The organism is Nocardia sp. NPDC058705 (assembly GCF_042749305.1).
In the GTDB taxonomy this organism is placed as follows: domain Bacteria; phylum Actinomycetota; class Actinomycetes; order Mycobacteriales; family Mycobacteriaceae; genus Nocardia.
The window spans coordinates 34,812-60,756 of record NZ_JBHYRN010000011.1 but is presented as its reverse complement, the minus strand read 5'-3'; the positions used below and the strand labels follow the sequence as shown (position 1 = coordinate 60,756).

20 protein-coding genes and 1 pseudogene are annotated in these 25,945 nt (G+C 66.4%); 8 read left to right on the top strand and 13 right to left on the bottom strand.

The features are described 5' to 3' along the window. Positions 1 to 30 precede the first annotated feature (30 nt). A complete protein-coding gene (locus ACFW6D_RS15480) occupies positions 31 to 5,493 on the bottom strand; it encodes a carboxyl transferase domain-containing protein (protein ID WP_379328590.1) in 5,463 nt (1,820 codons plus the stop codon). Positions 5,494 to 6,066: 573 nt separating this feature from the next. Here ACFW6D_RS15480 and ACFW6D_RS15475 point away from each other — a divergent pair. Beyond that, positions 6,067 to 7,812 carry an FAD-dependent oxidoreductase gene (locus tag ACFW6D_RS15475; protein WP_379328588.1) on the top strand — a complete coding sequence of 582 codons (1,746 nt, stop codon included), beginning with the start codon at positions 6,067 to 6,069 and terminating at the stop codon, positions 7,810 to 7,812. Between the two features lie 138 nt (positions 7,813 to 7,950). Further along, positions 7,951 to 9,504 (top strand): acyl-CoA carboxylase subunit beta, encoded by a 1,554-nt coding sequence (locus ACFW6D_RS15470; RefSeq protein ID WP_379328586.1) that lies wholly within the window; start codon positions 7,951 to 7,953, stop codon positions 9,502 to 9,504. A 14-nt stretch (positions 9,505 to 9,518) separates the two neighbouring features. On the opposite strand, the gene ACFW6D_RS15465 is transcribed toward ACFW6D_RS15470, so the two are convergent. From ACFW6D_RS15465 to ACFW6D_RS15435, 7 genes are all read right to left on the bottom strand, one after another. Continuing rightward, positions 9,519 to 10,790 (bottom strand): PucR family transcriptional regulator, encoded by a 1,272-nt coding sequence (locus ACFW6D_RS15465; RefSeq protein WP_379328584.1) that lies wholly within the window; start codon positions 10,788 to 10,790, stop codon positions 9,519 to 9,521. A 244-nt stretch (positions 10,791 to 11,034) separates the two neighbouring features. Continuing rightward, a complete protein-coding gene (locus ACFW6D_RS15460) occupies positions 11,035 to 11,202 on the bottom strand; it encodes a hypothetical protein (RefSeq protein WP_379328582.1) in 168 nt (55 codons plus the stop codon). Positions 11,203 to 11,385: 183 nt separating this feature from the next. Further along, positions 11,386 to 12,051 carry a GNAT family N-acetyltransferase gene (locus ACFW6D_RS15455; RefSeq protein WP_379328581.1) on the bottom strand — a complete coding sequence of 222 codons (666 nt, stop codon included), beginning with the start codon at positions 12,049 to 12,051 and terminating at the stop codon, positions 11,386 to 11,388. Positions 12,052 to 12,101: 50 nt separating this feature from the next. Next, positions 12,102 to 12,758: a hypothetical protein gene (locus tag ACFW6D_RS15450; RefSeq protein ID WP_379328579.1), complete on the bottom strand. Its 657-nt coding sequence runs from the start codon at positions 12,756 to 12,758 to the stop codon at positions 12,102 to 12,104. A 79-nt stretch (positions 12,759 to 12,837) separates the two neighbouring features. Then, entirely contained in the window at positions 12,838 to 13,674 is an 837-nt protein-coding gene (locus ACFW6D_RS15445) for an alpha/beta fold hydrolase (protein ID WP_379328577.1), read from the bottom strand. A 208-nt stretch (positions 13,675 to 13,882) separates the two neighbouring features. After that, entirely contained in the window at positions 13,883 to 14,344 is a 462-nt protein-coding gene (locus ACFW6D_RS15440) for a VOC family protein (protein ID WP_379328575.1), read from the bottom strand. Positions 14,345 to 14,477: 133 nt separating this feature from the next. Further along, the gene (locus tag ACFW6D_RS15435; protein ID WP_379328769.1) at positions 14,478 to 16,667 is read right to left on the bottom strand and encodes an MMPL family transporter; all 2,190 of its coding nucleotides are present in this window, start codon (positions 16,665 to 16,667) and stop codon (positions 14,478 to 14,480) included. A 226-nt stretch (positions 16,668 to 16,893) separates the two neighbouring features. On the opposite strand from ACFW6D_RS15435, the gene ACFW6D_RS15430 reads away from it, so the two are divergent. Together ACFW6D_RS15430 and ACFW6D_RS15425 are read left to right on the top strand one after the other, a co-directional pair. Next, the gene (locus ACFW6D_RS15430; protein ID WP_379328573.1) at positions 16,894 to 17,874 is read left to right on the top strand and encodes a diiron oxygenase; all 981 of its coding nucleotides are present in this window, start codon (positions 16,894 to 16,896) and stop codon (positions 17,872 to 17,874) included. Positions 17,875 to 17,962: 88 nt separating this feature from the next. Next, positions 17,963 to 18,313 (top strand): Lsr2 family protein, encoded by a 351-nt coding sequence (locus ACFW6D_RS15425; protein ID WP_379236124.1) that lies wholly within the window; start codon positions 17,963 to 17,965, stop codon positions 18,311 to 18,313. A gap of 57 nt (positions 18,314 to 18,370) precedes the next feature. On the opposite strand, the gene ACFW6D_RS15420 is transcribed toward ACFW6D_RS15425, so the two are convergent. Beyond that, positions 18,371 to 19,711 (bottom strand): lipase family protein, encoded by a 1,341-nt coding sequence (locus ACFW6D_RS15420; RefSeq protein WP_379328571.1) that lies wholly within the window; start codon positions 19,709 to 19,711, stop codon positions 18,371 to 18,373. Between the two features lie 158 nt (positions 19,712 to 19,869). Between ACFW6D_RS15420 and ACFW6D_RS15415 the strand changes: the two genes are divergently transcribed. Then, entirely contained in the window at positions 19,870 to 20,667 is a 798-nt protein-coding gene (locus ACFW6D_RS15415) for a hypothetical protein (protein ID WP_379328569.1), read from the top strand. A 28-nt stretch (positions 20,668 to 20,695) separates the two neighbouring features. Here ACFW6D_RS15415 and ACFW6D_RS15410 read toward each other — a convergent pair whose 3' ends face one another. Continuing rightward, on the bottom strand, positions 20,696 to 21,025 hold the full coding sequence (locus ACFW6D_RS15410) for a cupin domain-containing protein (protein WP_379328567.1): 330 nt from the start codon (positions 21,023 to 21,025) through the stop codon (positions 20,696 to 20,698). A gap of 64 nt (positions 21,026 to 21,089) precedes the next feature. On the opposite strand from ACFW6D_RS15410, the gene ACFW6D_RS15405 reads away from it, so the two are divergent. Next, on the top strand, positions 21,090 to 22,514 hold the full coding sequence (locus ACFW6D_RS15405) for a PLP-dependent aminotransferase family protein (RefSeq protein ID WP_379328565.1): 1,425 nt from the start codon (positions 21,090 to 21,092) through the stop codon (positions 22,512 to 22,514). On the opposite strand, the gene ACFW6D_RS15400 is transcribed toward ACFW6D_RS15405, so the two are convergent. Further along, positions 22,515 to 22,751: an alpha/beta fold hydrolase gene (locus tag ACFW6D_RS15400; RefSeq protein ID WP_379328563.1), complete on the bottom strand. Its 237-nt coding sequence runs from the start codon at positions 22,749 to 22,751 to the stop codon at positions 22,515 to 22,517. A 32-nt stretch (positions 22,752 to 22,783) separates the two neighbouring features. Then, positions 22,784 to 23,125 (bottom strand): annotated as a pseudogene (locus ACFW6D_RS15395) (alpha/beta fold hydrolase); the annotation flags it as partial. A gap of 218 nt (positions 23,126 to 23,343) precedes the next feature. On the opposite strand from ACFW6D_RS15395, the gene ACFW6D_RS15390 reads away from it, so the two are divergent. After that, positions 23,344 to 24,246, top strand: coding sequence for an alpha/beta fold hydrolase (locus ACFW6D_RS15390; protein WP_379328561.1), 903 nt, complete (start codon positions 23,344 to 23,346; stop codon positions 24,244 to 24,246). Then, positions 24,218 to 24,973 carry a MerR family transcriptional regulator gene (locus ACFW6D_RS15385; RefSeq protein ID WP_379328559.1) on the top strand — a complete coding sequence of 252 codons (756 nt, stop codon included), beginning with the start codon at positions 24,218 to 24,220 and terminating at the stop codon, positions 24,971 to 24,973. Before ACFW6D_RS15390 ends, ACFW6D_RS15385 begins: the two co-directional genes overlap by 29 nt. Before the next feature lie 2 nt (positions 24,974 to 24,975). Here the strand turns inward: ACFW6D_RS15385 and ACFW6D_RS15380 are convergent, their stop codons facing one another. Then, the gene (locus tag ACFW6D_RS15380) at positions 24,976 to 25,851 is read right to left on the bottom strand and encodes an alpha/beta fold hydrolase (RefSeq protein WP_379328558.1); all 876 of its coding nucleotides are present in this window, start codon (positions 25,849 to 25,851) and stop codon (positions 24,976 to 24,978) included. Positions 25,852 to 25,945: the final 94 nt, after the last annotated feature.

Below are 25,945 nucleotides of genomic sequence, written 5' to 3'. Positions count from 1 at the left end.
GCTGTTCGACCGAGCCCGGACAGCTTGGTGCTACGCGGGCAGACGCGCTTCGATGGCGGCGATGATCCGCGGACGCAGATCGGCGACGCTGACGATGGCGTCCACCGATCCGACCTCGACCGCGCGCTGGATGTTGTGGACGCGGTCGAACTCCGCGGCCACATCGCCCAGCTTCTCCGCACGCACCGACGAGCGGGTCTCGTCGAGCTCGGCGCTCAGCGTCGCGCGGTCGGTGCCGACGGCGTTGGCCACCCGGCTCTCCAGCTCCCGCACGCGCGGGTCGGCGGCGGTCCTGGACTTCACCTCACCGGCGAACACCACCGCGGCGGCCGGTGCGCCACCGAGCACCGAGGCGAACGAGCCTTCCAGCGCGAGCACCGTCATGTTCGGGTTGAGCGCCTTCGAGAACACCACGAACGCACCGCCGTGGTAGCGCGAGATCACGCAGAACACGATGGGTCCGTCGAAATTGACGATGGCACGGCCGATTTCGGCGCCGTACTCGAGCTGCAGTTTGCGCATCGACTCGGGTGAGCCGTCGAAGCCCGACAGGTTGGCCAGCACCACGAGCGGGCGGTTACCGCTGGCGGCGTTGATGGCCCGTGCGGCCTTCTTCGACGAGCGCGGGAACAGGGTGCCCGCGGTGTAGGTGTCGGGTCCGTCGGTGGACGGGAACCCGCGCCGGGCCACGTTGCGCGACTCGATACCCAACAGGCACACCGGGATTCCGCCGAGGTGCGCGTCGTGCACGACCGCGGTCTCGGCGTCGGCCATGCCCGCCCAGCGTTCCAGGACGGGGTGGTCCTGGTCGGCCAGTGCCTTCATGACGGTGCGAATGTCGAAGGGCTTCTTGCGATCCGGGTTGGCGGCGGCGGAGAAGATCTCGCCGACGGTGGCGAAGGTACTGTCCGCCAACACATGCGGGAAGCTCGAGATATCGCGGTCGATCGGGTCGGTGGACTCGGCGCGACGCGGTGCCTGCTCGCCGGGGGCGATGTAGGTGTGCTCGTAGTGCGCCATGAGGACGTCGCGGGCGGAAAGGAGGTTCGGCGCCCAGTACTGCGCCTGCCCGTTCGGGCCCATCACGCGGTCGTAGCCGCCGATGCCGAAGTTGTCCTCGGCGGAGACACCACCGGAGAAGTCGAGGGACTGCTTTCCGGTGAGCACCATGGCCGAATCCGGGGTCATGATCAGCACGCCCTTGGTGTGCATGAGCATAGTGGCCTCGGCATTCCAGTACGGCTGCGCGCCGACATTGATGCCCGCGACCACGATGTTGATCTCGCCACCGCCCTGGGTGAATTCGACGATCCGCTTGAGCGCGGCCGCGACCCAGTCCATGTTCTCGGTACCCGAGGCCATCGAGATCCGCGCGCCCGAGGACAGCGCGTACCACTCGAGCGGCACCTGCAGGCTCTCGGCCAGATCCAGGGCGGCGATCACCCGGCGGCATTCCGGTTCCGACAGCGCGCCGAGGGATTTGGTGGGATCACCGAGCAGCAGTACGCGGGTGACACCCTCGGGATGCTGCACGGTGGGTGTGGTCACCACACCGGCGACGATCGCCGCCTTGTTGTGTCCCTTCGGCCGCTCGACCGGTACCAGCGCGTGCTCGGCATCGAGGTCGTACTCGGCGAAATCGCCCAGGAGCGAGGTCAATTCGTACGGGTACACCGTGTTGCGGGCCGCGGCGCGCAGCACCTTCTGCCGGTACTCGTCCAGCGGCTCGACGGGCTCGTCGGTCCGCTCGCCGACCGTCACGTCGGACCCGCCGTCGGGACGGAAGGTGATCCGCACGCCGACCTTGGTCAGCTCGCCGGTCTCGGGATCACGCTGACGCGCGATGAGCAGGATCTCCTCGAGCCCGGCGCCCGCGGCCGTCGGCAGCACGTGGCCGCCGATGGTCTCGAGCTCGGCGCGGGTGACATCCATGTGCGGCCAGATGTACATCACGATGCGGTTGGTGTTGAGCCGCTTGGCCGACGGGAACCGCGACTGCGCCCGGCGGATCGAGTCCACGCAGGTGGCGATGGCGCTCTCGGCGGTAGGCAGGGCGATCAGGCGGCCGTCGTGGTCACGCAGCGCCGCGAGGTCACGGACCTGGGCGAAGGCGATGAGACGATCGTCCGACGGGTTCTCCTTGGCGACGGCGCGGAACAGGTAGACCTCTTCGTCCGAGGACGGCAGGCGGGTCAGGTCGAACTTGCGCAGCCGTTCCAGCTGCATCCGCTGGGCGATGTAGGGGTGCAGGCCGCGGATCAACCGCTCCTCGGCCATCCCGGTCACCGACGGCCGGAAGGTGAAGTGGTGGTGCATGACCGAGCCGCCGCTACCCGCGACGGTCGCGGTGATCCGGTGCACCTGGTTCGGCATCGGGTGCGCGCCGAGCACGTTCTGCAGTGCCGCGGCCATCGCGTCGAAGTCCTCCGGCTGCGATTCCCAGCTGAGGTAGATGTCGGCGTCGATGGAGACTGTGCCCGTGGCCAATTGGGCCAGGCCGTCCAGTGCGGAACCGAGCTCGTCGAAACTCACAACGGTGGAGACCAGTGTCGAGCCGTAGCGTTCGGCGACGACGAAGGTGGTGTCACCGACCTGTTCGGTGCGCACACCGGTCAGGCCCTTGTTGCCGTAGTAGCGCCGGGTGAGCACCTCGAGCATCGCGGTGTGGTCGGGCTTGTTCCGCTCGAGCCGCTGGCCGAGCAGACGCACCAGAGGTTCGGTGCTGCGCACCATTTCGGCGATCCGGGCGGTGCGATCGTCGGCCTGCGGGTTGCCGTCCAGGTAGCTCAGGTGCTTGCGGACATTGGTGTACACGCGGGCGCGGTTGCGACGCAGCAGCGGCTGGCCGTACCAGCTGTAAACCAGACCGCGGGCGAGGTCGGCGATCACCGGGAAACGCACCTGCGTCGCCGCGACGAGACGTTCCAGCGCCAGGCCGACGGGTTCGCGCAGCACCTGGTCGGGCATCGGTTCGGTCAGCCATTCGCGCAGCAGCGCGGTGACGACGGTGACGGTGTCGGTGGGGCGCTGCTGGGCGAGGAAGATCCGGAAGACGGCCGCTTCGAGGTCGGGCGTGCGGTCGAGTTCGGTGATCCCGTAATGACGCAGTGCCGTACCGAGTTTGGCCTGGTACGACTCCGGGAGCCCGGCCCGTTCGACGTCGAGGCTCTGCAGGTAGGTGTGGAAGTACTCGCGGGCGCTGTGGACGTGTCCGTGGCCGTGATCGTCGTCGGCCGAGCGGTTGTGGCTCAGTTCGGCGAGATCGGCGAACATCTGCACGAGTTCGAGCTCTTCGGCGAGCGGGCGCAGGCTGTCGGCGACGGCTTCGCGGCGGGCCGTGAGGTAGTCGTCGAGGACGCGACGGTCGTCGTGCGGGTCCACGTCGAAGCCGAGCAGCAGGCTGCTCAGGTCCTGCAGGCCGCGGGTCACTCGCTCGTGCGCGTCCAAAGGTGTTGTCGCGCTGGGCAGATCGAGTTCGACGGTGCCGGTGGTCGCGGTCTCGGCGGTTTCGTCGTCGTCTGCCAGGGGCTCGAGGCGCAGCAGCGGCGCGCCCGCTTCGACCTGGGTGCCGACGGAGACCGCGCATTCCTTCAGCCGGGCGCGGAACGGTGCGCGCAGCACCGTCTCCATCTTCATGCTCTCCAGCACGAGCACCGGTGCACCGGCTTCGACCTCGGCGCCGACCTCGAGTGGCGTGCCGACGACCAGCGCGGGGGCGGGCGAACGGACGACGCCGCCTTCGTCGCGGCTGATCCGGTGGGTCACGCCGTCGACGTCGACCACGTGGGTGGGTCCGTGGGTGCCGGTGATCAGGCGGTAGCGGGTGCCGTTGACGATGATCTGACCGGTGTGATGATCGAAACGCTCGAGGTCGACGTCGGCGGTGCGCAGGTCGCCACCGGCTTCGATGCCGACGCGGAACCGGTGCGCACCGATCCGGGCGACGCGCACGCGATAGCCCGCACCGCGCAGTTTCAGGTCGAGGGGTCGTCCCGATTCGTGCTGCACCTGCGGACGACCGCCGGACGCGGTCGAGAGCAGGCGCTGGCGTTCGACCCGCTCGTCTTCCTCGTAGGCGTCGATCGCGGCCACGGCCAGCGCCACGGTCGAGTGACGGTGGGTGACCAGGCGGCCTTCACCACGAACCCGGTCGATCCAGCCGGTGTCGGCGCTGGCGTCGATCACCTCTGGCTGATCGAGGAGGTCGAGCACGAAGCTCTTGTTCGTCGCACCACCTTCGATGACCACACGGGTCTGGGCCATGGCCCGGCGCAGGCGGCCGAGGGCTTCGTCGCGGTCGCGGCCGTAGGCGATGATCTTGGCGATCATCGAGTCGAAGTCTGCGGGGATGGTGTCGCCCTGGCTGACGCCGGTGTCGACGCGGATACCGGGGCCCGCGGGCAGGTCGAGGCGCACGATGCGGCCGGGAGCGGGCGCGAAGTCGCGGTCGGGGTCCTCGGCGTTGAGACGGGCTTCGATGGCGTGGCCACGCTCGACCGGCGGCTCACCTTCGAGCTTGATGCCCGAGGCCACCCGCAACTGCGCGTGCACCAGGTCGAAACCGGTGGTGAGCTCGGTGATCGGGTGCTCGACCTGCAGGCGGGTGTTCACCTCGAGGAACGCGAACAGCTGGTCACCGGGGTGGTACAAGAATTCGACGGTCGCGGCGCCGCAGTACCCGACCGCAATCGCCAGGCGCTCGGCGGAGGCCTTGAGTTCGGCGGTCTGCTCGGCGCTCAGCACGGGAGAGGACGATTCCTCGATCACCTTCTGATTGCGTCGCTGCACCGAGCAGTCGCGCACGCCCAGCGCCCACGCGGTGCCCTGACCGTCGGCGATGACCTGGACTTCGACGTGGCGCGCGCCCGTGACCAGGCGCTCGAGGAACACGACACCGCTGCCGAAGGCACGCGCGGCTTCCTGCTTGGTGCGCTCGTAGGCGTCGACCAGTTCGGCTTCGTTGGTGATCACGCGGATGCCGCGACCGCCGCCACCGGCGGTGGCCTTCAGCATCAGCGGGTAGCCGATCCGGGTGGCCGCTTCGATGGCGTCCTCGACGGTGTCGACCGCGCCCCGGCTCCACGGCGCGACCGGCACGCCGACTTCCTCGGCGATCAGCTTGGCGCCGATCTTGTCACCGAGCTTGCGCATCGCCTCGGCACTCGGCCCGACGAAGGTGACGCCGATGTGGTCGCACAGCTCGGCGAACGCGGGATCTTCGGCGACGAAACCCCAGCCGACCCAGGCGGCGTCTGCTTTCGTGGCGACGAGTGCCTTCTCCAGGGCCTTGAGGTCCAGGTACGGGCGTGCCGACGCCGGACCGAGGTCATAGGCGATATCGGCTTCCCGAACGAAGGTGGCATTCCGGTCGACGTCGGTGTGCAGCGCGACGGTTTCGATCGATAGCCCGGTCGCCGCCGCCAGATCACGGACGGCGTGGATGAGGCGCATGGCGGCCTCGCCCCGATTCACGATGGCGATACGGCTGAACACTCGCCGACTCCTTCCATTTCCCCAGGACATCGTCCTGACGGGTGAGGTTTGCAACTCCCGGTCCGTGCGCAGTCTGCACCCCCGTGTCTCATATACAAGCACCGTGCGCGGGTTACCGGCACGTAGCCATGACACGAGCGGCCGCCGAGCACCATACAACCCGACGAATGCGAGCGGTCGAAGACGACGAGATGACCAGCGGCGGGCATCGCGATGCCACGCGGGAAAACAGTCACAACCCTAGGCGAGTGGACGGCCCAGGTCTGCGGTCCCGGGCCATCCACTCACCGCGAGATCCTATCAATCATGTTGACCGACAACATATTCGACGTGATCTCCCTCTCGTTCCTCCCGACCGATCAGCAGCCGTCCTCGGTCTGGATCGGCATTCGGATCGAAGTAGGTGCCGGTTCAACCGTGCCCGGCGGAATTCGTGACGAGTTCTTCGGCTGCCTAGTCGGTTTCCGCCCCTTTTTGTCACGCTTACCAGACCCGAATGGCGGAGATCGTGAGTTCTGCCAGGCGGACGCGCCGAAGGGGTCGTTACGGAGCGGGGGCTTCTACCGTCGGTCCGTGTCAAAAGAGTCCACCAACAGCGCCGGCCCCTCCTACGACTATGACGTACTGATCATCGGGTCGGGTTTCGGTGGCAGTGTCACTGCCCTGCGCCTGGTGGAAAAGGGCTACCGCGTCGGCGTTCTAGAGGCCGGGCGGCGCTTCGCCGATGCCGATTTCGCCGCCACCAACTGGGACCTGCGCCGATACCTGTGGGCTCCACGATTGGGGTGCTACGGAATTCAGCGGATCCATCGCCTGCGTGACTGCTTCATCCTGGCTGGTGCCGGGGTCGGCGGCGGTTCGCTGAACTATGCCAACACCCTCTACAAGCCGGGCGAGGCGTTCTTCGGCGATCGCCAGTGGGCCGATATCACCGACTGGGACGCCGAGCTCAGCCCGCATTACGACCAGGCGCGGCGGATGCTCGGCGTGGTGCGCAATCCGCACATGACTCCGGCCGACACCATCATCGAGTCGGTGGCTCACGAGATGGGCGTCGGCGACACCTTCGTGCCGACCCCGGTCGGCGTGTACTTCGGTGAGCCGGGCAAGACGGCCGCCGACCCGTATTTCGGTGGCGTCGGGCCCGAGCGCACCGGGTGTATCGAGTGCGGGGAATGCATGACCGGGTGTCGCCACGGCGCCAAGAACACCCTGGTCAAGAACTATCTCGGGTTGGCGGAGCAGGCCGGGGCGGTGGTCTCGCCGATGACCACGGTGACCGCGATCCGGCCGCAGTCCGACGGCAGCTGGCTGGTCGACACCGAACGCACCGGAAGCTGGGTCCGCAAGCACCGCGCCACGATCTCGGCGCGCAATGTGGTGCTGGCCGCCGGCACCTGGGGTACCCAGCACCTGTTGTTCGAGATGCGCGACGCCGCGGTACTTCCCGAGATCTCGCCGCGTCTGGGGGTGCTGACCCGCACCAACTCCGAAGCCATTCTCGGCGCGGGCCGCACCGAAGTCGACCCGGCCTTCGACATCACCAAGGGCGTGGCGATCACGTCGTCGTTCCATCCGACGCCGAACACCCACGTCGAACCCGTGCGCTACGGCAAGGGCTCCAATGCGATGGGGTTGCTCAATACCTATCTCGTCGACGGCGACCAGCGGTTGCCGCGCTGGTCGCGGGTGCTGCTGATCGCCGGACGTCACCCGGTGCGGACCGTGCGCTTGTTGCGCACCAAGCGGTGGAGCGAACGCACGCTGGTCCTGCTGGTGATGCAGAGCCTGGACAATTCGATCACCACCTACACCCGTCGCGGGGTGTTCGGTCGCCGGTTCACCAGCAAGCAAGGTTTCGGCGAGCCCAATCCGTCCTGGATTCCGCCCGGTCACGAGGCGACCCGGCACGTGGCCGCGAAACTCGGTGCGACACCGGGTAGTACGTGGCCGGATGTGTTCAATGTCCCGATGACCGCGCACTTCATCGGGGGCTGCGTCATCGGCACCGATGCGGGCACCGGCGTCATCGACCCCTATCACCGCGTCCACGGTTACCCGAGTCTCAGCATCGTCGACGGGTCGGCGATCTCGGCCAACCTCGGCGTCAATCCGTCACTGACGATCGCGGCCCAGGCCGAACGCGCGGCCGCGCTGTGGCCCAACAAGGGCGAACCGGATCCGCGCCCGACCATAGGCGGTCCCTACGAGCGGCTCACCGCGGTGGCACCGAACGCCCCCGTCGTCCCCGCCACCGCGACCGCCGCGCTTCGCCTGCCGATCTGGCCGGTCACCGCGCCTGCACGCGAAGATCGCTGATCGTTTGTAGAGAATGCGATGAGATAGCCGGCTCAGACTTTGTGATCTCTCCTGCCTCCGAGGCTTATCTCGCTGTCACGCGGCGGTTCGACTACCGTCGCGCAGAGCACTTGAGTTGGTTGGAAGGTGGCAGTAAGCGTGGTTAGTACCAAGGCGAAGCTCGACGAACTCGCTGAGATTCTGGCGATCGCCGCGGAACCCGCAGGTGAGACCGCAATCGCGAGGCGAGCCAAGAGGGACATTCCCAGCGTCCGCGAGCGGATGGACATGCTGCTCGATCCCGGGACATTCATCGAGATCGGCGCGTTGGCACGTCAGAGCGACAAACCGGACACCCTCTACGGTGACGGGATGGTGACCGGTCGCGGTTTGATCGGTGGCCGCACGGTGGTTGTGATCGCTCACGATCCGACCGTGTACGGCGGGTCCGTCGGCATCACGGGTGCGCGAAAGTTCATGCGCGCGTTGAAACTCGCGTTCGACACCGGCTGCCCGGTGGTGACGATCAACGACTCCCCCGGTGCGCGCGTGCAGGACGCCGTCGGTTCGCTCGCCACGTTCGGCGATATGACCACGGTGCTGGAGAAGCTGTCCGGCTATGTGCCGCAGGTGTCGATCCTGCTCGGCAAATGCGCCGCCGGTTCGGTGTACGGGCCGATCAACACCGATGTGCTGATCGGCACCAAGGATACGTACATGTTCGTCACCGGGCCCGACGTGATCAAGGCCGTCACCGGCGAGGACGTCAGCGCCGAGGCGCTCGGCGGCGCGGAGGTGCAGGCCAAGCGCGGCACTCTGCATCACGTCGCCGAGGACGAGAAGGAAGCCTTCGAGTGGGCGCGCAACTACCTGAGCTACATGCCGTCGAGCTGCTTGGAACAGCCACCGATCGTCAATCCAGGTCTGGAACCGGACATCACCGCCTACGACCTGGAACTCGACACGATCATCCCGGATTCCGATCGTTCGGGCTACGACATGCACGACATCCTGCTCCGCCTGTTCGACGACGGCGAATTCCATGAGATCCGAGCCACTTTCGCCCCGAACATGATCACCGGCTTCGCCAGGGTGGACGGCCATCCGGTCGGTGTGCTCGCGAACCAGCCGCTGGTTCTCGGCGGTTCCGTCGACGCCGTCGCCTCCGACAAGGCCACCTACTTCATCCGCCTGTGCAACGCCTTCAACATCCCGCTGATCTTCGTCGTCGACACACCCGGCGTACTGCCAGGGCTCGAGCAGGAGGACGCGGGCGTGATCATCCGTGGCGGCCGGGTGCCGCGCGCGATCATCGAGGCGACCGTGCCGATCATCAACCTTGTGGTGCGCAAGTCCTACGGCGGCGCGTACGGGATGATGGGTTGCCGTCAGGTCGGCGCCGATGTCAGCTTCGCGTGGCCGACCGCCAGCATCGCGGTGATGGGCGCCGAGAGCGCGGTCGACCTCGCCGGCAAACGCCAATTGGCCGCTGTCGCGGAAGAACACCGCGCCGCGGCACGTGATTGGATGATCAACCAGTACAACGAGACGATCGCGACCCCGTGGATCGCGGCCGAACGCGGCTACATCGACGCGGTCATCGAACCCTCACGCTCACGCCTCGAGATCCGGCACGCGCTGCGCCTGCTGCGTGACAAGCCGCCGGTCAAACCGGAGTTCAACCCGCGCAAGCACCCGCTGTACCCGATCTGATCACCCTGCTCCGATCACCCTGCGCGGGAACTGGTTTCGCGCGAACCTCGATACAGCTCTGTTGATCCGGACCCACGATGGGCCCGGATCAACAGGGCCGCACGCAAATGGCAGAGACCGGAAACATCATTGAGGTCGAACCCGGTCATCTGACCGATCCGCTTCAATCGGTAATCGACGGTGTTGGTGTGGATGAACATGGTGCGGGCGGTCCTGGCACGCTGCATATTCGTCGCCATGTACACCTCGAGCGTGCGTAACAGCTCCGGGTGCGCTTCAAGCGAATCGACGATCGAGCTCAGATAGTCGCGCGCGGGGCCGGGTCGGGTCAGTTGATATTCGAAAGCCAATTCGTGCGGGCGATATACCTTGCTCGGACCACCGAAGCGATGCACGATTTCGACGAGTTCGTGGACTTGCTCGGCGGTCTGCGGGATTTCGGACGGCGTCGCCGTTGTGGCCACGGCACGCACCGGCACCTGCGCGGCGGCGGACAGGTGAACGATCAACTCGTCCAGATCCGCTTCGGCGAATTCGGGGACGGGAAACAGTAACGTGCCGCCGTCGACGCTCAACAACGACAGCACCTTCCCGTCGCACCGGTCGGCCAGTTCGGCCTGAACTCGGCGCAGTTTCCGTCGAGCCACGACTTTCGTATCGAGGGTCGGGTCGAATTCCTCGGCGTGCGGCGGAAGTTCCAGTGCCATCACGTGATAACGCTCGGCGATTTCGATGCCGCATTCGCGTGCCATCGTCGAGGTGTTCTGGCCACCGAGCAGCGCCGAGGTCAGCGTGTGCACCGCCGTGTGGTGTTCGCTGTCCACCGAGCGCAGCTCACGAACGTAGGCCACCGATACCGCCGAGGTGATCATGTTCTGGGCGTCCATCAACCGCCGTGTCACCCCGACGACGGTGTCGTAGTCGTGGTTGGTGACATTGGTGATGATGAGATCGAAGCCCAGTTTGAAGCCTTCGTGCACCGCGTCGTGGATGGTGTCGATCGGGATGCCCTCGCGCGCCCAGTCGGCGGCGGCGGCCTGCACGCGCTCCATCCGCCCCGGGATGTCACGGCCGTCGAGCATGCTCCTGGTCAGTTCCAGGCAGACGCGGGTCACCGTGGTGACGTCACCGTTGAGCGCTTCACCGGGCAGCGTGCCACACGGGACGACATTCTCGATGAAATGCACCACCATCTGGCGGGATATCGCCCGCACATCCTTCAAAGGGTTCGACACAGGCCGCCCCGAAACGGTCAGGAACGGCTCGATGGAAGTTGCGCCAGCCATGATGAATCCTTCCCGCCCAGGTCACTGGGCAAGCCCCCAAACTACCGTGATGGACAATCCCTCGTCCGAGCTTCGCTTGTGACAAGGATCAACAGAACACTGAATCATTGATGCTTTCCGACAAAGAAACCCGTCGGCCTGCGGGTCTTCGGCGGTGCGGCGGTGGCGGATCCGAACTGGAGCCGCGCACATCTTCACTCCGTGAACGGTGTCGCCACCGCCGCAAAATAGCCGTGTTAGCCAGTTACAGACAAAGGCTGACCTCGAGCACCGGAAGGGGAAGCGGCAGACACACTTCCACCGAACCCATGACAGGCGCCGGAGCCGCGGCGGCAGCCGGACCGGCACCGATGGCGCCGGCGGACAGTGCGATGGCGACAATGGCGAGCGGGCGGGAAATTCTGGAGTTCATACGGTCATCCTTATTCTTGCTCTGTGAGGCATCCCAGCTTCGGGACATCTCGATCAGATCACGGCCGCCCCGCCGATCGCTATCACCGAGCACAGTTTTTGACCTTCCAATTCCGTCTCCGCGAAATTGTCATAGGTATCCACAACAATTTCTGCCCCGAAATTCTCGCGTTTCGCCGCGGCTTCAGGTATTGCGGGGCCGTCTACTCCGGACGTGATCCGAGATCGGTTGCGGCACTTGGCGCATGAGCCATCTGCGGGGGCCGCCGCCGGGGAGGTCGATCACTGCGGTTGTGTCGAATCCGAGGTGTTCGTAGAAGGAGAGGTTGTTCGGGTTGGTCGTCTCCAGGTGCACGGGGACACCGTCGGCGGCCGCTCGATACATTCCCGCCGCGATCAGGTCCCGCCCGTGCCCACGTCCGCGGGCAGCCGCGGCGACACCGACCGCCAACAGGTGCCAGTGCTGCTCCTGCACGCCTGCCGCGTAGGTCGCGTACGTATCCGCGTTGGCGCGGGCGGCCTGTGAACCGTAGGTGTGCAACTCTTTCAACTGACGACCGATGGTTGCTCGCGGCAGGATGTGAAAGGTCGCGAGCCACACCGCGACGCCGACGATCGCGCCGGTGCTGTCGAGCGCGAGATCCACTCCGTCGCTGCAATCGCGGGAATCATCGAGCGAGGTCCGAAACCCGCGGACGCTCCGGGTCCTGCGGGTGGATTCGTTCGGGTGCAACCACAGTGTCGCCGGGTCGTCGGCCAACGACGCCGCCAGCAGTTCGGCGGCCACGCCGAAGTCTTTCCTGTTGCCAGGACGAACTCGCCGAGCACTGCCCTGTACCGCATCTCCCACGGTCGACAATGATAATCGCGAGCCGTCGGTCGGGCTGGTCGAGCGGACAGTCAGACAGGAACGGCTCGGCCGCGCAGATAGGCGATGACGTCGTCGGCGCCGGACTCCGCCGGGCCCGATAATCGGAACCGGTTCACCGCGTCATCGAGTCGCGGTCCCGGCCCGTGTTCGGCCAGCAGCACGACGATCGCCTCCAGCGTGGCCGGCTGTGGGTTCGGGTCCGCCAGTAGTTCGTCAAGGTAGGCGTCGGGTTCGAGCAGTCGCAGTGCCCGGCGTGCGAAGGCGTGGACGCGCACGGGCAGATCAGCGCGCACGGTGTCGACGTCGGTCTGGAGCGCGGGGCGCTCACGGTGCGTCGGATCGACTCGCAGCGACCACCATTCGGTCAGTTCCGCGCTCAGACCACGCTCGTCGATCAAACCGGGGCCGGTGCCCTGTTCGAGCGCGGTCGGTTCGAGACCGCGCACCGCATCGCGCCAGTTGCAGAATTCCCACCAGGCTATCGGTGTGGCGCTGAGTTCCAGGCCGAATCCGAGCACCTGCTGACCGTCGGTCCAGGCCCGCTGGGTGCGGGTGCGCCGAATCGAGGCCACCCCACCTGCGGTGACCTGCGTCCAGGCGGCATCTGTTCCTTGAAAGCCGTATGGCCGCAACAACTTTCCTGCCTCGCGGGTGAGGCGGCGTAGCGCAGAATCCGGTCCGTCCATGTGAGCAGACTAGAGGTGCGCACCGACAAGTTCGGTTCACCGCCGAACAGCGCCCGCTGCGGCCGCATGTCGCGCTGGACTAGGTATCGACCACGCGCGGGCCCATCGTCGCGGCGACCACCACGGCGGTGAACTGATCGGGCGCCTCGACCATCACCAGGTGCCCCGCACCGTCGATGACCACCGCCCGCGACGGCCGCAATGTGCGGTTCAGCGCAGCTCCGGCTTGCGCGCACAGCACTCGATTTCGGCTCCCCCACACCGTGGTGACGGCCGGAAAATCGGCAGGCGGCACGAAGGTGTCCAGCTCGCCGAGCAGCGGAATCTCGCGAGAGATCGCGGCGGTGACCATCAATCGACGAGGTTCGGTCCAGCTCTCGCGCAGGTGCGAAACGACTTCGGCCGCATGCGGCGCGCGCTCGGATCCGAGCTGTTCCGCCACGATCAGCCCCGCCAGCGGGCCGGGAATGCGGACGTGCGCGAGCAGCGAATCGATGCGCAGTCGCCGACCGAGTTGCGCGGCCAACGCGGTCCTGGTCGGTCGCAGCGTGGCCGGGGTGAGCGGGCTGCTGAGCACCAGCGACCGCACCTGTTCACGATGGCGTTGCGTGTAGAGCAGCGCCAACGCACTCCCGAAACAGTGCCCGACCAACGTCACGTCCCGCAGCTCCCGCTCCTCGACGAACGCGGTGACCATGGACAGATAGTTCTCGACCGTGTACCCGTCATCGGGAGCGTCCGAGTCGCCGTACCCGATGAGGTCGATCGCGAAAACCCGATGCGTCCGCTTCAACACGTCGAACTGCGCCCGCCAGATGTGCCGGTCCCCGCCGAGGTTGTGCAGGAAAACAACCGGCGCCCCCACCCCCGCCTCGTCGTAAGCGATCGAGGTCCCACCGAAGTCGAAATACCCCATCCCGGGCTTCCTTCCAGTGGCAGCCGAACAACCACGTCATCGTGGTCGATCCACGGTAACTCGACCCCGCGGCATCACCCGGCAAAATCGCCCCTTCACCGACCGACTACCGGATTCCACCCGATCCGACCGGAGAATTGACGCCCACCCGTGCTGCGCTCACCTGCCTCGGTTCGCAGGTTCGCCGCTGTCGTCGACTCGATCGGGATCAGTCCAGGCAGAATTCGTTGCCCTCGGGGTCGGTCATCACGATCCAGCCCGCACTCATCGGAGGTTCGGGTTCGAAGCGTCGAACCCGGGTGGCTCCGAGTGCGACCAGCCGATCGCACTCCGCCTCCAGCGCCGACATCCGATCGTCCCCCTGCAGTCCCGGTGCCGCACGCACGTCGAGGTGCACGCGGTTCTTGGCGACTTTGTCCTCGGGCACCCGCTGGAAGAACACCCTGGGTCCGTGCCCTTCCGGGTCCTCGATGGCCGACTTCGAGTTCCGTTCCTCGGCGGGCACACCGAGGCGCGCGAGGAACTGGTCCCACACGGCCAGCGGATCGACGCCGGGAGGGACCTCGACGCCGGGCGGCCCCGGGTGCACGTACCCCAGCGCGTCGCGCCAGAAGGTCGACAGCGCGGCCGGGTCGTGCGCGTCGAAGGTGATCTGGAGGTGGCGACTCATCGTTGCTCCATTCATGGCGGGTCGAAGGCAGGGTGTGCAACGTTGCCGTCACCGTATGCCTACCGTCCGACAATTCTGCCCGGACAACCGCTCGACCGGTCGCCTCGCCGAAGACCCGGACGTGGCTCGTTCATCAGCGCGACCGTTTCACGAGTTCGACCGGCTCCGCAGGCAGGGCGGGCTCGCCCAGGCCGAATTCGGCGTGGATGGATTTCATCCAGGCCGGTGCCCACCAGCAGTCGTCGCCGAGGAGTTTCATGGTCGCGGGAACAAGCAGCATCCGGAGCACGGTCGCGTCGATGATGAGGGCGGCGATCATGCCGTAGGCCACGTATTGCATGAGGACCAGGTCGGAGAAGGCGAAGGCGCCGGTGACCACGAGCAGGATCAGCGCGGCGGCGGTGATGATGCGGCCCGTGTGCGCGGTGCCGATGCGCACGGCCTCCGAAGTCGAGGCGCCCTTGGCGCGGGCCTCGACCATCCGCGAGAGCAGGAAGACCTCGTAGTCGGTGGACAGGCCGTAGATGATCGCGACGATCATCACCAGCATGTTCGCCTGGATGGGTTGCGGGGTGAAGTTCAGCAGGCTCGCACCGTGACCGTCGATGAATATCCAGGTGAGAATGCCCAGCGTCGAGCCGAGGCCGAGCGCACTCATCAGCGCGGCCTTGATCGGCAGGATCAGCGAGCCGAAGGTCAGGAACATCAGCAGGGTGGTGACGAGCAGGACCAGGGCGATCATCCACGGCATCCGCTCGAGCAGCGCATCGAGACTGTCCTTCTGGATGGCGGGGATACCCCCGACGAGCATCTGTACCCCATCGGGGAGTTCGATGGCACGCAGATAATCGATGGTGGCGTCGGCCGAATCGGAGTCGGCGAGTACCGCTGTGGTGCGGTATACGTCCTGCTGAACCGGCGAACGTGTTGGTAGGTCGAACTTCTCCGCCAGACCAGGCGCTAGGTTCGCCTGTTTCAGGGCCGCGCCGACCGCGACACTGTCGCCCGAGACGAAGATCAGGTCGATGGGATCGGACCTCCGGCCGGGAAAGGCCTCGTCGATGTGTTCCTGGGCGAGGCGAGTGCTGTTGTCCGGTGGGAGATATCGTTCGCTCAGACCGCCGAAGGCGAGATTGCGGGCGGGCAGGATCAACAGCACCAGAATGACGACCAGGATGCCCGCGACCTTCACCGGATGTTTCATCACCCACCCGGTACTGCGGCCCCAGAAACCGTTCTCCACTTCGTGCGCGGACTTGGTTCGCCTGAGCCGCTCGAATCCCCACATGTCCACGCGCGCACCGAGAATCGCGAGCATCGCGGGCAGCAAGGTGATCGCGGTGAGCGCGGCCAACGACACGGTGGCGATGGCGCCGTACGCGATCGACTTCAGGAATCCCTGCGGGAACAGCAGCATGCCGCCTGCGCTGGCGATGATCATCGTCGCGGAGAACACCACCGTGCGCCCTGCCGTCGTCATCGTGCGCCGCACCGCCGCGGCGCTGTCGTGACCTTCGGCGAGTTCTTCCCGGAAGCGACTGACGACGAACAGCCCGTAGTCGATGGCCAATCCGGCACCGATCATCGAAACAACCGGCGCGACAAAGGAGTTCACCTCGGTGAAGTAGGTGAAGGAGCGCACGATCCCACTCGCGCCCACCATAGTCAGCCCGCCGACGATCAACGGCAGCGCGGCAGCGACCACGCCGCCGAAGATGAAGAACAGCAGCACGGCGACCACCGGGAACGCGAGGACTTCCATGCGGCGGATATCGTCGGAGAGGGTGTCGTTGAGCGTTCCCGTCACCGGTTGCAGGCCGCCGACAGCCACGTCGATGCCGGGGATCGCGAAGGCGTCCTTCACCTTTCGGGTATTGCGCAGCATCTCGGTGTCGTTGTCGCCGACGATCGCAACGGAAGCGACCGCGCGCGTGCGGTCCGGCGTCGCGAACAGTGACCCGCTCGCCCGGCCGGACTCGGTCCGCCAATAGGCGCCGTTGACGCCGGCGACCGCGTCGGGATACTCGCGCGTCAGACTGTTGAGGTTCTCGACGATCTTGCGCCCGAACTCGGGATCGTCGACGGTCTTGCCGGGCGGTGCGGTGTACAGCACGATCACGTCGAGATCGTGGTTGCGGCCGAATGCGCTGTCCGCCAGCCTCGAAGCCAGGGTGGATTCCGACCCCGGATCGTCCATGCCGCCCGAACTCAGTTCATCCTGCAGCCCGAGCCCATATCCGCCGAGCGCGAGCAGGGCGGCTACGACCACGCCGAGCACCGCGAACCGGAATTGATGTACTGCCTCGCCCCAGCGCGCGAACACTAGCTCGCCGCCCGATCGTTTGCTTTCCTCAAGAGGCCGCATCCTTTCACCTGGTCCCGCCGATGTGCCTCCCACCAAAAGTACCGCCACTGCGCGACTTTCGACCGAGCAATATTTCCGACCGCGCACCCGACGACTTCCCCTGGAAATACCTGGAACAGTGCGTTACAGTTACCTTGAGGATCGACTGCTCGATGGCGATCCAGGTGACAACGGAAGAGATACAATGACGTTCTCGAAAACCGCGGCTGCCGAGTCCGAGTACGCCCAGACCTTGCACATGCTGTCGGAGGGTTCGGTCCATCGCCGGTTCGACCCCTACCTCGATATCGACTGGGACGCACCGGAACTCGCGATCGATCGCGACGACCCACGCTGGACGCTCTCACCCGAACTGGACCCGCTCGGCGCGACCAGCTGGTATCAGAACCTGCCGCTGGAACGCCGCATCGAGATCGGCCGATGGCGTCAGGCCAACGCCGCCAAGGTCGGGCTCGCGTTCGAATCCATCCTCATCCGCGGGATGATGCAGTACGCGATGGCGCTGCCCAACGGTTCGCCCGAATTCCGATACTGCCTCCACGAGATGACCGAGGAGTGCAACCACATCCAGATGTTCCAGGAGCTGGTCAACCGCATCGGTGACGACGTGCCCGGCATGCGGCCGATGTTCCGGGTGATGTCGCCGTTCATCGGCGTCGCGGGCGGTTACTTCTGGGTCATTCTGTTCATCGGCATCCTCGGCGGCGAGGAACCGATCGACCACTATCAGAAGGCACTGATCCGCTCCGACCAGGAGACCCAGCCCGCCCTGCATCGGATCATGCAGATCCACATCGCCGAAGAGGCACGCCACATCTCGTTCGCCCACGAGTTCGTGCGCACCCACATCGCCCGCATGGGTCCGGTGCGCACCGCGGTGTGCGCGGTGGCGTTCCCGATCGCGATGCGCTGGCTGGCCGACGAACTGGTCAAGCCGCCGAAATCCTTCGCCACCAAGTTCGACATCCCCGACGAGGTTTTCCGCGACGCATTCTGGCGCAGCCCCGCCTCGCGGCACATCCTCAGCGGATTCTTCGGCGACATCCGCACCCTCGTCGACGAACTCGGCTTGATGAACCCGGTCACCCGGCAGCTGTGGAAAGTACTGAAAGTCGACGGCGGCCAAACCCGCTACCGCGGTGAGCCCCACCGCCGCGCGAGCTGATCGCCACGGATGCCGAGCGAATAACCCGCGCGTCGATCAACTAGGATCGGCGACGGTAATTCTCGGCACCCGAACGAACAGGACTCCCATGGCGCGCAAAGTCGTTGTCACACTGGTCGATGATTTCGATGGCACGTCCGCTGCCGATGCGACTGTCACCTTCGGAATCGACGGCGCCGCCTACGAAATCGACCTGTCCGATGCCAACGCGGCACAGCTGCGTGAGGTATTCGAACAGTGGGTTCCGTACGCGCGTCGCACCGGCCGGGCGAAGGCGGGCGCCGCTCGTCGCCTCGGCTCGGCACCGGCAGCCGAATCCACTCGCCGCAACGATCTCACCGAGATCCGGGCGTGGGCTTCGCAGAACGGGCACACGGTGTCCAGCCGCGGCAGGATTTCGGCGGACGTCATCTCGGCTTACGAGCAGGCTTCGGCGTAAAGCTTCGGTTCGTGAACGGCACGGCGCGCATTCCCTGCGCACCGTGCCGTTTTCGTCTCAGTTGGGCAGCGGGATATCGGCTTTGAAGCGCTCGCCCGGCGGCAGTCCGCGCAGCACCGCACTGGTCCAGGCCACCGCGGGCGGCCAGCCTGCGACGGCGTTGACCAGGTGTTCGGGCAGCGGCATCGTGTAGAACCGCAGATCCGCGCCGCGGTTCCAGTAGTCGTTCACGGTCGGCAGTACCGCCGACGTGGGGATGAGTTCGTCCCAGATTCCGTGCCACCAGAAGATCGGGCTGTCCGGAATATGGTGTCCCAGGCTCTGTTCCGCGAGCACCTCCATTACGCCCGGCGCCGTTTCCAGTGACTTCCCCGGCTGGAAATACGCACTGATCGGCCGATATGCCCCCGCAGCCGCGATCGTGTAAACGCAGCGACTTCGCATATCCGCCACGATCGCCTGACCTTCCGGCGTCAGCAATTCCTTCGCATCGAACTGGTCGGGGAATTCTCGCGACAACGCAGCGAAGCCGAGCCACATGGTGAAGTTGCTGGCGCCGGTGAGGCCTGGCTGATGCGCGATCGCGTATCGAGCCTGGGCGCGCAGGTCGGCGGGAAATCCGCCAACGGCGGTGCCGAGCAGTCGCACATCAGGGGCGTAACTCGCGCGGAGTTCGGCCGCGCGGATCGAGCCCGAGCCGCCGCCGGAGTACCCGTAGAGCGCGATCCCGGAGTCGGTCAGGCCCAGCGCGGAGTTCTTCATGGCGCGCAAACTGTCGAGCACCATCTTGCCTTCGTCATAGGTGTTGAAGGTATTGAACTTGCCGTCGAAGTCGGCGACGTTGATCGCGAATCCCTGCGCGAGCCAATACACCGCCAGTGCGGCCTCTTTCATCGTGCCCGTCTGCAGGGTGTAGGACGGATTACACGAGGAATCGGTTGCGTCGATGGCTTCCTGGAACGACACCACCGGACGCGGACTGCCAGACCATGGAATGCCGGGGACGATCACCGAGGTCGCCGTCGCGATCGGGTTGTCGTGCACGTCGTTGCTGCGGTAGAGCAGCTGTTCGGTGTGCACCGGGAAGGGCAGGCCGAGCAGGCGTGTCTGCACCGTGCGGGAGCGGATGATCTGGCCCGGTGCATACGAATTCAGATCGGCCGGGTCGTCGTACCATGGGTCTTCGGCGGGCACCGGGATCGGGAGCATGTCGTAGAGCTGGGGTTCGGCGGGCAACTGCGGGAGCTGGTTCTGATCCGGCGGGAAACTCGGATACGGGTCGGCGCCGGCGTAACCCGCGCTGGTTATCGCGAGGCAGATCGCCGCCAGGGGCGCTGCCACCCTCCCGGCGAGCGGGCGGCGCCTCGGGCGGACGGTAGCGGCCGTGCTGCGCTGCATGGCTTCTCCTTCATTCGGTGACGCTGATTACAGCACGACTCCTTGTTTCTAACAAGAATTCTTGTTTGCAAGGTTTCGAACACGCCGTATCCGATCGGGTCGCGGTAGAGTGCGCCTGGATCTTTTCCGGGGTGAGCGCTTGTTTTCGGGGGAATGCGATGGACGAAATACTGGCTCTGGTCGGTGTGGGCGGACTGATTCCGACGGTTGTCGCGGCGGTGTCGGCCTGGTGGTCGACGGCGTTCAGTCGCCGGATCAACAAGCAGGCGATCGAAGTGACCATCGCCGACGACCAGGACCGGATCAGGACCCGGCGGCCTACCTCCACGAATGGATCGCCGCCCAAGAACGCTCGGCCAGGTGCTGGGCCGACAACGATGACACCTGCCGAGGCCGACGCCTTGGACAAATTTCTGGACACCCGGTCCACGGGTGCGAAATCCACCCGCGATTCGACAGAGCTGACCGGGCGCCGGGTGGGCTCGACGATCCACAACGCACCGGCGATCCGCAATCGAACCGACGAATACCTCCGGCAGGTGCGCAGTGCGCAAGCGCAGAGCACGGCGTTCTTCTGGGCGTACATGATCAGTGGCTGTTGCGGGGTTGTCGTGGTGCTGGCGGCGGCGTCGATGGTGGCGTTCGGGAATCGGGACGCGGCGGCCGCGACGTCGATCATGGGTGCGGTGCCGGTGGGGATCACCGCCTTGTTCTACAAGCGGTCCACCGATCTCGACAAGATGGTGAGTGAGAACCTCACGCGACTGAGCAAAGCCGACGAGATCGCCGAGGCCAACCGCGCCGCACATGATGTGGTGTCGCGAATGGGAGCCGGTGCCGATCAGGATCGACTCCTGGCGATGATCGGTGTGCGACAACTGTTTCCGGCCGCGACGCCAGCGGAAGTGGCCGAACTGCTGCACGCTGTGCCCATCGAACCCGGCACCGAACAGTAACGGCCGCTCCCGCGTTCGCAGCAGAATGTCAGTTGCCGTACTGCGCGGTCTCCGGGCGCTCGATCAAGAGGACGTGTGCGACCTCGTCCGCGACCGGACGGTGCCGAACCCCCTTGGGCACCACGAACAATTCGCCCGGATGCAGGATCACGGGAGCACGATCTTCCAGTTCGATGCGGAAGGTGCCGTCCCAGCAGAGGAAGAGTTCGTCTTCCTCGTGGTGGTGCCACGGGAATTCGCCCCTCAGCTGGGCGACACGGACGACGGTGTCGTTGACCAGTGCGAGCTCGTGCTGCTGGAAGGGCCCGGGCAGGGCAGCGATGGCTGCGGAAATCGAAACGGAACCGGTGGCGCTCATGGTGACCATCGTCGGGCCGCTCGGGGCGCCGATCCAGCGCCAATCGAGCATAATTGGTTTGGCTATGGAACCAATTGATGTGACGGATCGGCTCGGACGCTGGTCGGCGGGGCGTGGGCCGTTGTATGCCCTGCTCGCGGCACGGTTGCGTGGGCTGATCGATGACGGTGAGCTGGCGCCTGGCGCACTGCTGCCGCCGGATCGGACGCTCGCTGTCTCGCTGTCGGTCGGACGCAGCACCGTGGTCGCGGCCTATGGACTGCTGCAGGACGAAGGGCGGATCGTGCGACGGCAGGGCAGTGGCACTCGCGTTGCGGGGACGCCGCGTGACGATCCCCCGGACACCACCAGTGAGCCGATGTTCCTCGACCTGCTCGAGCCACGGTCAGATGTGATCTCGCTGGCGTGTGCGGCACCGGACCGGCCTCCCGTGGAATTGGCCGAGTCCTACGCCGCGATGCTGCCTGCCTTGGCCGCGACAACCAACGACATCGGCTATTACCCGGCGGGTCATCCGGCGCTTCGGGAGGCTGTCGCCGAGTATTACCGGGGGCGCGGCCTGCCGACCGCGGCCGACCAGATACTCGTCACTACCGGTGGGCAACAAGCACTTTCGCTGCTCTCCACAGCGTATCTCCGGCCCGGCGATCGAGTGCTGCTGGAGACTCCGACCTACCCGGGGGCGTTGGAGGCCTTCCGTGCGGAAGCGGCCGTCGTGTCCGGATTGCCGCCCGGACTGGACGGTTTCGCGAACGCGATCCGCGATCAGCGACCGGCTCTCGCCTACGTGATCCCCACCTACCAGAACCCGACCGGCTCGGTCCTGTCCACGCTCACCCGGCGCCGACTAGCGGAAACCTCAGCCGCAGCGGGGATTCCGCTCATCGACGACGAAGTGCTCGCCGAGCTGGGCTTCCCCGGTCGCGAAACCCCGCCACCCCTCGCTACGTTCGCCGACACCGTGATCACCGTCGGTTCGCTGAGCAAGAGCGTTTGGGGCGGACTGCGCGTCGGCTGGATCCGCGCCGCGTCGCCCGTCATCGGCACACTGGCCAGGCTCCGCGCGGTGCACGATCTCGGCGGCAACCTGCCCGCCCAACTGGCCGCGGCCGAGCTACTCCCCCGCCTCGACATCCTGCTCCACAGCCAAGCCGCCGCACGCGAACGCCGCCACGACCACCTGCGCGCCGAACTCGCCCGCCGACTGCCCGACTGGGTCGTACCGCCGGTCGAGGGCGGCCAGACCCTCTGGATCAGGCTGCCACGCGGTGACGGCGCCTCCTTCGCGCAAGCCGCACTGCGCCAACGGGTTTCGACCCTCGCGGGCAGCGGCCTCGACCCGACCGGCGGCAGCGAACGTTACCTGCGGCTCCATTTCCTGCATCCGCCGGAGATACTCACCGCCGCGGTCGACCGTCTCGCCGAGGCCTGGCGCACCTACCGCCCGCCGGTCACACCGGGCACCGCACCGCCCCCACTCGCCCTCTGATCACGGTAAGGCCACCATGGCGGCGAGCACTCGATCCCATGTGGCGTCCGGAAGTTCGTGGCCGATGCCGTTCAACGCAAGCAGGTCGGCGCCGGGAATCTCGCGAGCCAAGGCCTCCCCATTGCCGTAGGGAAAGTACGGGTCATCGGTGCCGTGGACGACGAGGGTCGGCACGGTGAGTTCGCCGAAGCGCTCGCGCCAGCGCTCGCCCGAGTCGACGAATGCCAGGTTACGCACGCTGGAAGCCATGTTGTCGGTGCGGTCGACGTCATGACCCGGTCCGAGTGTTCGGGAAGGTCCGGGTCCGCCGGACCGGGGGCCGTCGGGCGGGTGTTGATCAGGGTAAGCGCAGACACCCGGTCGGGGTGGTCGAGGGCGGCGAGCTGGCAGATCCAGCCAGCCACGGAGAAGCCGACCAGGTGGGCTCGCGGAAGTTCGAAGACATCCATCAGCCCGACGAGGTCCGAGACCAGGTCACGCAAGCCGTAACCGGGAGCGCCGGTCGGGTAGGCGGTCGACCGACCGGTGTCGCGCAGGTCGTAGCGCAGGACGAACCGGCCTGCGCCTGCGAGCCGGTCACAGAACTCGTCCTCCCAGAACAGGCTCGACATGCTCGGCAACAGCACCGGCGGCTGCCTCGGATCACCGAACGTGGTCAGCCCCAGCTCGACGTCACCGACGGTGACCACCTGCTCGACCGACCGTTGACCATGAAGCGACATGGCGACTCCTCCTGCGTTGCATCTGATGAAGAGACGACCGCCGCCACCGAAACTCATCGGCCGGAAGACTTGACCCTGACGCTGCGTCAGGGTTGCAACCTGGTCGCATGACGAAATCCAACACTTCCTCGACGCGGCACGCACCACCGGTCGGCGGGTTCACCGAAATCAACGGGAAGCGCCTCTTCGTACACCGGTCGGGCAGCGGCGGACCCGCCGTAGTGTTCCTGCCCGGTGCGAGCGCGGTAGGCCTCGACTATTTCGGTGTGCAGCACCGTGTTTCGGAATTCACCACCGCCGTGGTCTACGACCGCGCAGGCACCGGCTACAGCGATCCGCACCCCTTACCACGCACCGCCACCGCGGTCGCCACCGAACTACACGACCTACTGCGTGCTGAAAACATCACCGGCCCTTATATTCTCGCGGCACACTCACTCGGCGCTCTCTACGCCCACCGGTACACTCAGATGTTCCCGCAGGACGTGGCCGGACTCGTCTGGCTGGACGGCCTGCACCGCGACTGGGACGAATTCATGCCACCGGCGATGCGACTGGCCGCAGCGGCCGCACCCGCTCCTGATCGCGCGCAGATCGATCAGATGCGCACGGACCTGCGGAACATGCACCTCGAGTTGCTCGCGGACTACCCCGATCGCGTACGGCACGCGCTGACCGAGGCCAAGGCGAGTGCGGAATGGATCCGTTCGGGCTTCGCCGAACGCAACGGGTTGCCCGCGGTGGCCGCCGAACTGCACACCGGGCCGGACCTGCCCGATATTCCGTTGGTGGCGCTCAGCGTTCTCGGCGCCGACCCCAGCCAACCGGTCGAGGCAGCGGCCGAGATCCGCGACGGCAGACGGCGCATGGACGAGGCCATCGTGCGCGGGAATTCGCGAGCCGAACAGCGCATCCTCACCGATACCGCACATCACCGCCTCTGCTTCGACCGTCCCGATGCCGTTGTCCAAGCGATCCACGATGTCGTCGACCTGGTTCGCCGTCACTAGAATCGGCGCGGTGCTCACCATCGGCCAACTCGCGGCAGCCGCCGACGTGACCGTGCGCACCGTCCGCCACTACCACCAAGTCGGCCTGCTGCCCGAGCCCGAACGCGACGCCTCCGGCTACCGCCGCTACCCCGCTCAGACCGCGGTGGATCTCATCCGCATCAGAACCCTCGCCGATGCCGGAGTCCCGCTGTCGCGAATCGACGCGCTGCTTCGCGCGCAGCCACCCGAATTCGCCGCGGCCATCAGCGATATCGATGCGCAGTTGCAGCGCAAGATCGATCAACTCGCCGAGTACCGCCATCGGATCGCCCAGTTGGCCGGCGGCGAAAGCCTTTTCCTCCCTACCGAAGTGGTGGCCATCCTGGACCGCATGCGCGGCCTCGGCGTCAGCGAACGGCGGGTGCGACTCGAACGTGACTCCTGGATTCTGTTGCAGGCGTTGGACGCCGACGCCCTACCGCAGCGGATCCGCGACAAGAACGCCGAATTCGACGACCCCGAAACCACCCGCCTCTACCTGGCGGTGGACCGATCGTTCGACTGGGAACCCGACGATCCACGGCTCGCCCGACTGATCGACGACCTGGACGCCTGGGAAATCGACCATCGGCGAAACCCCGGCCAGTCGACGAAACTGGTGGCTGCCCGGATCGCCGAGTCGTCCCCGGCCTGGCAGCGCATCGTCGACGCCCTCGCCTACCGCGCCGAACAACGCGCTCCGTGACCTCAGCGCCTGCCCAGCTCGCGCAGGGCGGCGGCGACGACTCCGGGCTCCTCCTCGGCCATGAAGTGACCCGCGTCGACAGTGCGGTGGTCGAGGTTCGGTGCCCAACTCGACCACAGAGCCGCCGCCTCGAATCCGAGGGCTGCGCCCCAGTCCTGCTGCAACACCGTCACCGGCATGGACAGCCGGTTGCCTGCGGCACGGTCGGCGCGGTCGTGATCGACATCGATGGTCGCCGAGGCGCGATAGTCGGCCACGATCGAGGGGACCGCCGCGCGGCAGGCGTCCAGATAGGCGGCGCGCACGGGCGCGGGGATCGCGGCGGGATCTTTCGCCCACTGGTCGAGAAAATAGGCGAAGAACGCGTCGGCGCTCGCGGCGATCATCTGTTCGGGCAGTCCCGGCGGCTGCGCCATCAGGTAGAGGTGGAATCCGACGGCGGCGGTGGTGCCGTGCAGCACCTCCCACATGTCGAGGATGGGCAGTACGTCCAGGCAGGCGAGGTGGGTGACCGCGTCGGGGTGATCGAGTCCGGCACGGAAGGCGACGAGCGCGCCGCGGTCGTGCCCGGCGAGCGCGAAGCGTTCATGACCGAAAGATGCTGCGACGGTGACGATGTCAGCTGCCATCCGCCGCTTGGAGTAGGTATCCGGCTCGGCAGTGGGTTTGTCGCTGTCGCCGTAGCCGCGCAGGTCAGGGACGATCACGGTGTGGTCGGCGGCCAGGTCGGCGGCGACGTGACGCCACATCAGGTGGGTCTGCGGGAAGCCGTGCAGCAGCACGATCGGGGATCCTGAACCGGCGACGGCGACGTTGAGCGCGACATCGTCGGCGACAGGGACGCGGTGGTAGTCGAAGCCTGGAATGGTGCGGGTCATCGGGTGAGCCCTTTCGTTCGAAGGCGAGTCCGCGAGGTCTGGGCGGATCGAGTTCGAGCGTGCGGTGTGGCGATGAGCAACCGATGAACGCGCA